Consider the following 12838-nt stretch of genomic DNA (forward strand, 5'->3'; position numbering starts at 1 on the left):
TGTTCAGGTTGAGCCGGAATGAGCGTTCACATTGGTCCGGAAATGGTGTTCACGTTGAACCGGAATCGGTGTTCATGATCGGCCGGAATATGCACCTTGCGGCTATCTCTGCAACTCACGCGCCCTGCGGAGATAACGGTTACCGGATATTCCATCAGCAGAGAGCTCGGCTCTTGCCAAGCGGCACCCCGTGAATCGTGAGAGACATATCCGAAGCGCATATCTGCACGACTCATACAAAAAGCGATATCACGCAGTTAATCCTGCACGACAAAATTAATCGCAAACAATGAGTGATATTGAGCAAAGTAACAGTGAAGTGAAACGATGGTAAAAAGGATACAAGCGAGGATGTAGATAACAATGGGGTGAAGGGGCAGATTGGATAACCACGAGTAAAACGGCAAAAATAATGCCGCTTAAAGGCGGCATTATTCAATCTCTGAACCTGACGAATTAGATCAGGAAATCGTTCAGGTCTTTACCCAGAGCTACTTGAGCAGCAATGGCTTTCGGCATACGGCCTTGACCGGTCCAGGTTTTTTCCTGGCCATCTTCTTCGTACTTGTATTTAGCCGGACGCGGAGCACGCTTGCTCTTGGCTGCGCCAGTTGCAGCAGCCGGAGCTGCGGCAGTCGCCAGCAGCTCGCGAGGATCAATACCAGCCTGCTGCAGCATTTCGGTGAATTCATTCAGCTTGCGCTGACGCTCTTCCTGTTCAGCACGCTCCTGTTCAACAGAATCGGCACGCTCTTGGTAAACCAGATCAAACTTCTCTTTAGCTTCCAGCAGTTGCTCAAACGGCAGCTCACGAATAGCCGCACGCAGACTGCGAATGTTCAGCAGAACTTTCAGAAACTCGTTCATTATTTCCTCACAAAAAAGTCGGTTACAGGGATACCGTTTCAGAATAGCATGGACAATTCGCGAGAACATACAGTTTTTCTATATTAACGTTCTTTTTTTCTTAAATTTCACCATCAAGATCGAATGCTTGCCCCTATCAATAACAAACTGGCTGGAATGCAGATCTTCCGGGTAGAGAGGTGATTACTATCTTGTGTTCAAGAAACATCGGTATTTCAAGACTCATTAATTTCCAGTTCAGCATCTAAGGAGGGTGCGAATAAGCACCCTCCACAACGAAACTGAAAAATTTAGTTTATTAAATTCAAATGCTTACAAGGGCGCATTTTTATGTTTGGTGACTTATTCGCACCTTCCCTGGCCGTCCAGAAGGTAAACAATAAAAAAGCCAGCCGCTTTTAAGGGCTGGCTTTCTATGTAGCCAAATAGCACTATTTATTTTTGGTTATATTATTGCCTGATTGGTCAACACCGGTAATCACTGCCTGTGAAGCGGACCTTGTTAAAAGGGGCTCGGTTGGATAGAGCTTGAGCGCTTCCGTTCGCATCGTATTGGCTTCCTCGGTACGACCCAATGCATTAAGCGCGATCACCATATTGGCGTATATGTTGGCACGCGGTGTATGGCGTACGAATGCCTGCCCCCACTCCAGATAAGCTTCCAGTTCGGTCTTGTTATTTGTCTGCAAACCCACCATTAGACGAACCGAGTTCACATCAAACTCGACTCGGGTCAACCAGGCCATGGGATTGACGATATCAAGTAGCAAAGTCGGCTCTTTATACCCACCTCTTTCGTACTTGGTGACTACCCATGCGGTGTGAATTGCTGTGAGCATAAAGGGAACAACCAGCAGCGGGATAGCGATCGCCATAAATCGCAGTAACAGCCATGGGCGGCATTCCATATCCCACCATGATGAGAAACCCTGACTCGCCAGGTTGGTCTCCTCAATTTCGGTATCGATGATATAAATCAGCGTCAGCAACAGCCACCACAACACGATCGCATGGTAGAGCGGGTATTCCGTCTGGGTATGAAGCAATATCGGTGTAACCAAAGCAAGTAGTCCCATGGCATTTACCCAACGCACACTCGCCAGACGCCATAATAATGCGCCCCCCATGATCACCATGCCGACCATGGGTGCAATACCGCCCTCAACAGCCCAATAGAGAAACTCGTTGTGGGGGTGGTCGAGATTGTACTCAATCTGCACCATGGACGGATTCAGTGCTTTATCAGCCATGTAGTGATGAAGAAAAACAGATTCAAAACTGCCGTATCCCCAACCACTCCAGGGAGCCTGTGCAATCAGTTTTGCCGCGTAAGGCCAGTAAATAGAGCGCATACCACCGGACTGATAGATCTCTAATCCGCGTTTTGCTCCAGCCAGCCAATATTGTGATAACAGGCCAATCGCTACAGCCAAAATAACCAGACCCAATATCCGCCATAGCAGCCGCTGTCGATAAAGCTGAGGCATCAGTAAAAACAGTGCTAGCAGACCGCCTAACTGCCCCACTCGGGATTGCAAAACAACGAGCAGCAGTGCTGCAGATAGAATGACGCCATAGCGCAACGCCATCAGCAATCGCCCCCCCTCTCGGCGTAATTCCAGCCAGATAGCAAGGGCAAGGCCAGTTGCCATAAATGTCGCCATCACATTTGGCTGTTGAAAGATCCCGTAAGGGCGATTGGCTTTGGTGTCATAGCCAATCCAGTTTCCTGGCGTTAAGAGGTAGAATTGCACCAGCCCCAGCAATGCCTCTATCGCGATCGCAATCAGGATGAGATAGAGCAAGCGATCACGCTGCGCCTTATCAAAGCGCCATTGATAGAGTCCAAACAAAAACAGCAGTCCAGCAAAAAGTCCCAGCAATCGGGGAATGGCATAATCCTTGAGTGCAAAACCTGGATAGAGCATCGGGAGCAGTAGCAAGAGTGCCCCTATCCATAAGCCCGTTTGTAATGGAGAAAAGAGCAGACGCTGGCGTAACGTTACTTGCCACAATCCCAATCCAATAGCCAACGAGGCAAACACCCATCCCCACTGGTTAAAGGGCAGATACAGCCCTGCGCCTCCCGGGTTGTGCATAAAATAATGCATGCCCAGCAACCAATAGAGCACATTAATAACAACAATCATTCGCACCAACACAATAGCCCAGCTCCTTAGGCTCAACTAAACACCAAAAAGGCATACAAGATACGGACAACAAGAGAGGGGTACCATTTACCCCTCCACTCAATCAATAATTTGTATTGTTACCTCCTCTAAATAGCTGTTCCGAATAGTGTAGTGGTCAACTAAATCCGGACACTTGGTTAGGCCGTTCTTCGGCTTTTGCTGGCGGTATCCCGTCACTGTGGCAATGTGGACGCCGCCAGTTGTTGGCAATATCACCTACGTCTGGGCAGGTGGCCGTTGGCATTATCCCTGGTCGAGCACCAGGGATGCGGCTTCGAGTTTGAATTCGGCAGTAAATGAGCGACGTAATCTTGTCATTGAACACCTCAGGTCATGGTGGCGACTGTACCACCTAAAATGGTGTCCGGGATGATTAGACCACAACAAAAGGCATTTAGCGGGCGCCAAACCCCGTCAGAATGGTCTTAATCGTCTTAAACACAATCAATACATCCAACCAAAGGGAAAAGTGCTTGATGTAGTAAAAGTCGTGCTCAATCTTAATTCGGGTATCATCGGTATCGGCAGCATAACCGTGTACCACCTGTGCCCAACCGCTGATCCCGGGGCGCACGATATGGCGATACATATAAAAGGGGATCTCACGCTCGAATTGATCGACAAAGGTGCGCTGCTCAGGTCTGGGCCCTATCAGGCTCATATCCCCTTTGAGTACGTTGAAGAACTGTGGCAATTCATCGATACGCAACTTGCGGATCACCTTGCCCACACGGGTCACGCGCATATCGCCGCTCTGAGCAAACTGGGCACCAGTCCTCTCAGAATCCTTGCTCATGCTACGAAACTTGTAGATGCGAAAATCTTGGTTCCCCTTCCCTACCCGGTTTTGCAGAAACATCACCGGGCCCGGACTTTCCAGCTTGATGAGAATAGCCGTCACCAGCATCAAGGGCGAGAAAAGGGGGATCGCAATCAAGGCAGCCACAATATCCATGCATCGTTTGATAAAGGCATAAACAGGTGATGGTATGAGGGAACCCAGCTGGTTCTCGTTCAGATGGTCAATCCTTACACGCCCAGTCAGAGTCTCGCTAACCTGCTTAATATGATAGACAGGGATATGGGCCAGGGCACAGCGAGCCAGGAAACGCTCCCACTCACCCGCCAGCTTCTCATCCTGAAGGTCGGCCACCACCGCATCATACCGTACGGCACCAAGATCAGGCTTATCAAGCAGACGCCATTCCACACATGTGTGTTGAGTCAAAACCTGATAATTACCAACAGGCAGCAAAGCATATTTTGGTGTCCGATAACGACATCCGATAAAATAAACTAACCAACAGCAAATCAATGCAACCACATATGACTCGAGTAATACCTGTCGACTATAAGGCAAGCGCAGAAAAAAGAGAATACCGACCAGAAAACCATACAGGGTAGTCACGGTGGGAATCATATAGGCAACGGGACTTGCCCCAGGGTAGCGTAGGAAGCGATGCAGCACTATTCCAATCATCAAAAAAGTCACAAAGGCCCCGCTCAGAGTATTGACTCTGACTGCATCCATATGCAGCCAAAATCCCCATCCCCAGCGCTCGATAGCTAGTAAACACACCGCAAGCAGGGCTCCGAGAATAAACAATGCAGGAGGAGTAAATATGATGCGCTCATACCAGCGTGAATGACGGCGTTGGTAGTTCAAAAATCACCTCTGAAAAATATTTACAACCATAACAAATTTAACGTCAAGAAAGATATCTATTCAACGTTTTTATATATTGCGTAATAACTATCTCCTCATCAAATTTTGATGCCATCAATTCTCGCCCAGCTAGCCCCATTTTTTTAATCTGTTCGGCATCCATATTAATGATTGTTTCACAACAATGAGCCAACGCTCCAGCATCCTTTACCGGGCATAACAAACCCGTCTGATCAGGTATCACCACATCACGACAACCAGGGACATCAGTAACGATTAAAGGCTTACCCATAGATGCTGACTCGATCATAGTTCTCGGAATGCCTTCACGGTATGATGGCAACACTATGCAATCAGCATCCGCAACAAATGGCCGCACATCATCGGTCGTCCCCAAGTATGTAACTAGCCCACCTTCTTCCCATGACCGAATCTGTTCACGCGTTATCATACTCGGATTAGCAACACCACAGGAACCAAGTAATTGAAATATGGTCTGTGGATAGCGTTGTTTTATCAGCTTGGCTGCAGCCACATATTCGCCGACACCTTTATCCCACAGCATGCGGGCAATCAGTAAGAACCGTATAGGTTTCGCTATATTAGTTTCTGTTTCCACCCGACCGATAAATTGCGGCGCAAAGTGCTTAAGATCCACGCCTTCACCATGTAATAGCATTGCTTTATGGTCAGGCACTAACCGAAGCTGCAAAAATTCTTGACGATCATCTTCATTTAAAAACCAAACTTCTTTAGGATATCGAAATGCTAACTTATATAAACTACGAGCAACCTTAGCCACTAGATTAGTGTTAACAAAAGTGTACCCCAAACCAGTAGTAATAGCTAGCGAAGGAACTCCAGCTAACTTTGCTGCGAGGGAACCATAAATGTTTGGCTTGATAGTGTAATGAATAATAAAGTCGGGTGCAAGGCGTTGGTATAAACCGTACAGATTATACATTAACTTAAGATCTTGCAGGGGATTAGTTCCCTTTGCCGACATCGGCAGGTCAATCACATTGCAACCCATCGCTCGTAATTTTTCAGAAAACTCATCTACAGGTGCGATGACAGTTAAAAAACAACCTCTATTAAGCAAGCGTTTAATCACCCCACCCCTAAAGTTAAACACCGACCAGGATGTATTTGCCACTAATGCAATCTTTTTATTTTTCACTAACGAAACCCTGAATAACATGCCATAAATTGCTGATATCTAGCCCCTTATGCTCACACCAAAAACAGTGACTAAGACCCTATCCCAATAGGGTTTTGTTCCACACAATAATGCCGCAAGCGAAATGCAGCATCGCTTCATAATTCTCGACTTTCTTCTCCCAGCGAGTCAGCACACGACGGAAGCGATTCATCCAACTGTGAGTTCTCTCTACCACCCAACGGTGCGCTTTAAAATCAGTGTTTTTCATGGCTTCAGATTCTTCTTTACGCGATTGAATGTGAGGTTCGTAATAGCGGCTCTTCAGATAGTCTTCCAGCCATTGTGCTTCATAGCCTTTATCCAGGCAGAGATGGAGCCTCCGGCCAGGCCTGCACGTCTGAAGACTGTCAAGCGTGTCAGCAACCAGCTTGATGTCATGCGTATTTGCCCCCGTGACAACCAGTGATAGCGGAAGCCCGTTCGCATCTGTGAGCAGACTGCGTTTTACCCCTTGTTTTCCTCTGTCTGTGGGGTTGCGTCCCGTTTTTTTGAGCCCGCCAAGGGAGACTTCGTGATACAACCGTCCATCGACAGCCATGACCAGTCGATGGCGCCCTGCTTTGCGCAATCAAGTAAGCCATTTTGCCAGAACCGCTCAAACACCCCAGCATCACGCCACTCTTGAAAGCGTCGGTGAGCAGAACTGGATGAGCAAATGCCGGTAGCATTGAGGGCATTCCATTGGCACCCCGTCCTAAGCACAAAGAAAATGGCGTTCATCGCGGCACGATTATCCACCCGCTTGCGATGCCTCCCCAGCGGGTGGTTGGTTTTGTGTTCTGGAAGCAATGGTTCCATTTTTGCCCAGAGCTCATCACTAATCAGCCAGTTATCGCCCGCCATCCGCCCCTCAGAAATTGTCACACAACACTATTTTTGTCTGACAACTCCTTTTGGGATAGGTTCTAAATTACTGATAAAACGCCAGCCAACGCTCAGCTTGAACACTTAAAGAATAACGTTCTACTATCCGCTGCCGGGCTAAACACCCCCGCACCTGAGCTTGTTCAGGTGTCAGCACCAGCGCCTGTGTCAATGCATCAGCTAAGGCTTTACTATTTTTAGGGGGAACCAATATACCACAATCACCAACTACTTCTTTCACCCCGCCACAATCGGTGGCCACCACCACCCGCTCGCTGGCCATGGCTTCTAACAACACTAACGGCATCCCTTCCCAAGCTGATGACATTACATATACTTCAGCGGCATTCATCCACTCATGCACATTGCGTTGCAGCCCTAAAAAATGTATCCGGTCGGTTAAGCCTAATTGTACGGCGAGCGCTTCTATGTTGGCTTGCTCTTCACCGGTGCCAATAATCGCCAATTGTGTGTGGCTCAAATCGCTGGGCAGTTGGCTAAAGGCGGTTAATAAGTTGGGGTAATCTTTTTGAATATTGAATCGGCCAACAGCCAAAATTAATGGCGTATCATCTGTCAGCTGTAATTGAGCTCGCAAGCTAGTACGACTCGCCGGATTAAAGGTAAAACGCACGGTGTCAATACCGTTTGGCATCGCTAACATTCGCGTTGCTGGCACGGCACCTTGGACAATAAAGGCATCGACTGCCTCTTGACTCACATTAGTACTGAGATCACACAAGGCATCAGTTACACGATACGCCAGCATACGACCACGCCCGCCTTCACAGGTATTGTGCGCGGTACAAATGAGTTTTTTCATGCGAGTGGTTAAACGCAGCAAGCGGGCAAACAGGTTGGCGTGGACCATATGGCTATGCACTACATCAGGCTTAAATTGCTTGATTAACCGCCGCGTCTTCCAATAGGCTTTAATAAAGCCTATTGGCGTTTTGGCCATACCAAGTTCTACAACCTCAATCTTAGTAGATTGCGGGCGATTAAGTGCCTCACCGGTCATGGCGATTAATAAAACTTCATGGCCTTTAGCGGAAAATTGATCGGCCAAATCACATACTTGCCGCTCAGCTCCGCCCATGCCAAGGCCTGTAATGATGAGGGTGATTTTTTTTGGATTAACCACGAAGTAATTCCTGCCATCTTTTAATTATTTGCTCTAACGCAAATCGCTGAGCATTATGAATGGATGCTTTACTTAATTCATTCCATTGAGATTCTGGAATATTGATATCTTTTCCAGCCACTATTGCTTGCACCATTAGCTCACCCAAGCTTGTAACATTCTCCGCCTCACACAGCCACCCCGTTTCACCATGCTTAATAATTTCCGCAGGCCCGGTGTCACAATCAAATGAGACGATCGGCAAGCCATAGGTTTGCGCTTCAATCAGAACCAATGGCAAACCTTCAAAGCGTGAACTCATCACAAAGAACGCCGCCTGTTGGTAATGGACGGAGATATTATTGGTTTTTGGCACAAGCTCTGTGTTGGTTTCAATATTTAACTCGCGGCGCAACTGCTCAAGCATGGCTTTATCTTCACCATCACCCACAATACGCAAGCGCCAATCAGGGTGTAGCGGGACAACCTGCGCCCAAGCTTGCAGCAATAAATCAAAACCCTTTATATGTGTCAAATGACCAACAGCCAAAAACAATTTTTCTTTATGGGGATTTATGGTTGTAGGAAGCGCTATTGTGACCGGATTGGGAATGGCGTTGATTTTTGCCTTGCAAGCGGTATTGCTAAGCCAAAACTGTTTATCGCGCTCGGTTAACGTCACCACATCATCAGCAAACCTTGCGGCTAATTTACGAGCTAATCGACGTGTCGATTTACCTAGATCATTGTGATAAAAAAAATGCTCCCAACAGATATGACGTACATTTAAGCCAATTACCGCAGGTAAAGCATATAGCGCCAACATTGATTCGACATCAATTAAAATATCAATTTGATTCTGTTGTAAATAACTACGCAACTTTACAATTGCCAGTGGCAAACGCAGTATACCACGCCCCGCAGTGTTAAACAGTTGACTTACGTGAATACCATCAGTCAATTCAAAAAATGGTTGTTCACCACACTGCAAATTCAACATGAATACCGAGTGCCCACATTTCTGCAATTCATTGGCTATCACTGACGCGACTCGCTCAGTCCCACCACTTTGATTCAAATTACCAATAAAAAAACACACATTCATGTTATTTTCTTCTTAACGAAACAATGATAAAACATTGTAAATAACGCACTACTGTTTTTAAGAACGCTAATTTATTTTTACAAAACACCTTCATTGGTATATATTTTAACATGGCACCTCTAGCGATGAGATGACCTTTAGCGTACTTTCGTAATGAACTTCTACTAAGTCTAAGATGATTATGATCATCAAAGAATAATCTGACAGGCTCATTTGTATATATGAATTTATAGCCTTCAGATGCTGTGATACTGTAGAACCATATCTCAGGTATAAACTTAGTATCGTGGGCTACAGGATATGGGAACTTTTTAATCTCACGTAGACTTAATATATCTATTCTCTCGCCAAAATGTCTGCTTGCAAACTCGTCAAACCACGAAGCAACACCAACACCAACACCAACGGAGAATTTACTATCCGCAACCTTTCTTTTACAACTAATTGCAATTGCTCTAACACCAAGTATTTTTTCGCTTAAACTATGCTTTGGTATTCCCCCCAGCGCTTTATTTAATGAATCAGGCAGAAGAGCATCATCAGAGTCCAACCCTACAAAAAATTCACCACGAGCCTCTTGAATAGCACGATTCCATGCAGCCTGTTTTCCTGAATTTTCTTGATAAATATATCTTATAGTAATTTTTTTTTCATCAATAAAGCTGTCAACTAAAGATTTGGTATTATCTGTAGAACCATCGTCAATTATCAACCACTCAAGAGAACTCTCTTTTTGCAGAATTACGCTTTTATAACAACGCTCCAGTGTATGCGCTCTATTGTAGCAGGGAGTAAATACTGTAAACTTTAGGATTTTATTCATACAGCCTCAATAATATTATTAATTCGTTGTTTGTTGTAGTAGCGATATAGCAGCGTTGTAATTAATAACATTATAACATAATTAAAATTAAATATATGAACTATGGAAGTCGCGCCTAAAATAGTAAACCATATATAATACGCAGAAAAACCGAAAATTAACATTAGCAACCATTTAACTAACAGTAGTTTATATAACTTGTCTCGATAAATATATTGCATATACACTACATCTAGGCTATAAAAAATCAACGCTGGTAACATATATGCAGCCATGGATGTTGCTTTATTAAAATTGTCACCATAGATATAGCCTATAAATGGGGGTAACAATATGGCAGATACGGTCTGGACACACACCGTAATCACCAAAATAAATGAAATTATTTTCCATTTTGGCTGCGCTACTTTTTTAAAAATAAACCTGGGCCCTATTGACTGGATTATAATACCAACAAGCAGACCTAACTGCTCAAATATTTGAATCGCTACGCCATACATTGCTAGGTCATCAAAACCAAGATAGTGCTCAACAAAAATACGATCTGAACGCATGTAAACGTACATCAATACTAATGGTAGCCACAACTTCAAGCCTCGAAATAATACTGCCTTAGTTATTTTTTTCGAAAATATCCAGTTACCACCATCTTTTATGATCAAGATACTTAACAAAGAGGCAAGCATTATTGCTTCAATCGCTCTTGAAAAATAAATAAGCCCCTTATAGCTAAACCACAAGGCAAAAGTTATAGTTAGCGCCCTTACGACCAAGGCAAAAACCCTAGATAACACAACATAACCAATTGCAATCCTTGCCTGATAGTAATTAACTATCACACCAAATGGTTCTGTTAGCAGCAAAATAAATGATAATGATGTCACCATTTGTGAGATCACTGAATCATCAACAAACAAATAATTATATGTATTTATAATTAAAAATGCCAAACACGAAAAAACAAATCTAACTAAAAATGAACTTGTTAATACATGCCATTGTAATTTTTGATGTCTAGACAAAGCAGGTACCGTTACTTCAGAACCAACAACTAAAGCAAGTGATGACACTAATATTACTAGGTTTACCGAATAGAGCCATTTGCCATAATCTTGAACACCAAGGGCCCTACTAATTATTGCCTCACTATAAAATATCAATACTATAAAAACCAATTTCTCAACAAACAAAAATGCAACATTCTTAATGATATCGCAATGCCTACTATACATATCAAGTAACTTTTCATCCTTATGTCTTATCGCCATAACACACCTAAATACTTTAATGAGACACTAATCAAACACACAACTATTTAATTATGATCATTTTGACAAAAAATTATTTTTGAGCTGCATACTAATTTTATTCTGTGTGCGTTATTTTATTAATGGCTGATTGTTTTATAATTTTACGTAGTATTATAAATCGCAGGCTTTCAGATAGTTCTGTCTGTGTATGATATTTAAATATCATCAGTGCCGTTTATCCATATCACTTTGTACCCTAAAGTTCTGTTCAATCTAGGGAAGGTGCGAATAAGCGGGGAAATTCTTCTCGGCTGACGCAGTCATTTCATTTCTTCATGTTTGAGCCGATTTTTTCTCCCGTAAATGCCTTGAATCAGCCTATTTAGACCGTTTCTTCGCCATTTAAGGCGTTATTCCCAGTTTTTAGTGAGATCTCTCCCACTGACGTATCATTTGGTCCGCCCGAAACAGGTTGGCCAGCGTGAATAACATCGCCAGTTGGTTATCGTTTTTCAGCAACCCCTTGTATCTGGCTTTCACGAAGCCGAACTGTCGCTTGATGATGCGAAATGGGTGCTCCACCTTGGCCCGGATGCTGGCTTTCATGTATTCGATGTTGATGGCCGTTTTGTTCTCGTGAATTCAGATAATAAGTGCAATGCCCATGGTGCATAGGAGAGAGGCGGTCAACTACCAGTTAGGGTACGCTTCTTCTCGCCAAAGAAACAAAGCGATACACCATGAAATACCAGCAGTTGACCGAGGGGCTACGATACCAGATTGCCTGCCTCCGTGACCATGGCCTGTCACAGGCCCGCATTGCCAAACAGCTCGGGGTTCATCCATCGACTATCAGTCGTGAGCTTCGTCGTAATTGTGCTGGGCAGGCCTATCAGCCGCAGCAGGCTCACCAACTTGCCACGGCACGACGGCTGACGAGTCAGAAGCGTACTGTCCCGTCTGATACCATCGACTTTGTTTGCATGGCGCTGGTCGCGGACTGGAGTCCCGAGCAAATCAGTGGCGTTGGAGACATGATTAACTGCCCGGTTAGCCACGAGTGGATATACCGCTATGTGGCACGCGACAAGGCCAACGGTGGCACGCTATACCGGCATCTGCGTCAGGGTCACAAACGCTATCGCAAGGGTAAGAACAGCAAACGCAGTGTCATTCCCAATCCGGTATCGATTGATGAACGCCCTGCGATAGTCAATGAGCGGAGCCGTGTGGGAGATTGGGAAGTCGATACCGTGTTGGGTAAGCAAGGCAGCGGTGCAATAGTGAGTCTGTTGGAGCGTAAGAGCCGGCTCTACCTGGTTCAATACGTTCCCAGCAAAACAGCCAGCGCGGTGGCGGACACCATTATCAGCATGCTGAAACCCTACCAGGCACATGTCCATACCATCACAGCTGACAATGGTAGCGAGTTTGTCGAACATGAACGTGTTGCAGCAGAGCTGGAAGCGCAGGTGTACTTTGCGCATCCATACAGTGCATGGGAACGGGGACAGAATGAGAATAGCAATGGTCTGCTGCGGCAATATGTGCCCAAAGGCAGTGATTTGAGTGTGGTGACAGCAGAGGCACTGTCAGCCGTCGAAAAGCGGCTGAACTTCAGGCCGCGCAAATGCTTGGGATTCAAACAGCCACAGGTGGTTTTTGACGAACTTCTGAAAGCAGCCTGATTTTTAATCGGGAATTGCACTTCGAAGTTGAATTCGCG

9 protein-coding genes and 2 pseudogenes are annotated in these 12838 nt (G+C 45.2%); 1 reads left to right on the top strand and 10 read right to left on the bottom strand.

From position 1 onward, the window contains the following. Positions 1 to 456: 456 nt before the first annotated feature. From AB5Z09_RS07580 to AB5Z09_RS07625, 10 genes and pseudogenes are all read right to left on the bottom strand, one after another. Entirely contained in the window at positions 457 to 867 is a 411-nt protein-coding gene (locus AB5Z09_RS07580; RefSeq protein ID WP_005344269.1) for an H-NS family nucleoid-associated regulatory protein, read from the bottom strand. A gap of 431 nt (positions 868 to 1298) precedes the next feature. After that, on the bottom strand, positions 1299 to 3017 hold the full coding sequence (locus AB5Z09_RS07585) for a Wzy polymerase domain-containing protein (protein ID WP_368194972.1): 1719 nt from the start codon (positions 3015 to 3017) through the stop codon (positions 1299 to 1301). Between the two features lie 436 nt (positions 3018 to 3453). Then, complete coding sequence (locus tag AB5Z09_RS07590) at positions 3454 to 4725, bottom strand: sugar transferase (protein WP_368194973.1); 1272 nt, start codon at positions 4723 to 4725, stop codon at positions 3454 to 3456. Positions 4726 to 4768: 43 nt separating this feature from the next. Continuing rightward, positions 4769 to 5905, bottom strand: a complete 1137-nt coding sequence (locus AB5Z09_RS07595) for a glycosyltransferase family 4 protein (RefSeq protein WP_368194974.1) — start codon at positions 5903 to 5905, stop codon at positions 4769 to 4771. Between the two features lie 79 nt (positions 5906 to 5984). Next, positions 5985 to 6790 (bottom strand): annotated as a pseudogene (locus AB5Z09_RS07600) (IS5 family transposase). A 67-nt stretch (positions 6791 to 6857) separates the two neighbouring features. Next, positions 6858 to 7955 carry a glycosyltransferase gene (locus tag AB5Z09_RS07605; protein WP_227094978.1) on the bottom strand — a complete coding sequence of 366 codons (1098 nt, stop codon included), beginning with the start codon at positions 7953 to 7955 and terminating at the stop codon, positions 6858 to 6860. Continuing rightward, entirely contained in the window at positions 7948 to 9039 is a 1092-nt protein-coding gene (locus AB5Z09_RS07610) for a glycosyltransferase family 4 protein (protein WP_368194975.1), read from the bottom strand. Before AB5Z09_RS07610 ends, AB5Z09_RS07605 begins: the two co-directional genes overlap by 8 nt. A 1-nt stretch (position 9040) precedes the next feature. Next, positions 9041 to 9862: a glycosyltransferase family A protein gene (locus tag AB5Z09_RS07615; RefSeq protein WP_368194976.1), complete on the bottom strand. Its 822-nt coding sequence runs from the start codon at positions 9860 to 9862 to the stop codon at positions 9041 to 9043. Beyond that, a complete protein-coding gene (locus AB5Z09_RS07620; RefSeq protein ID WP_368194977.1) occupies positions 9859 to 11130 on the bottom strand; it encodes a hypothetical protein in 1272 nt (423 codons plus the stop codon). Before AB5Z09_RS07620 ends, AB5Z09_RS07615 begins: the two co-directional genes overlap by 4 nt. A gap of 405 nt (positions 11131 to 11535) precedes the next feature. Beyond that, positions 11536 to 11748 (bottom strand): annotated as a pseudogene (locus AB5Z09_RS07625) (transposase); the annotation flags it as partial. Positions 11749 to 11852: 104 nt separating this feature from the next. Between AB5Z09_RS07625 and AB5Z09_RS07630 the strand changes: the two are divergent. Further along, entirely contained in the window at positions 11853 to 12800 is a 948-nt protein-coding gene (locus AB5Z09_RS07630; RefSeq protein WP_012564931.1) for an IS30-like element ISAeca1 family transposase, read from the top strand. Positions 12801 to 12838 lie beyond the last annotated feature (38 nt).

Source organism: Aeromonas sp. R2-2, from assembly GCF_040908355.1.
Lineage (GTDB): Bacteria > Pseudomonadota > Gammaproteobacteria > Enterobacterales > Aeromonadaceae > Aeromonas > Aeromonas veronii.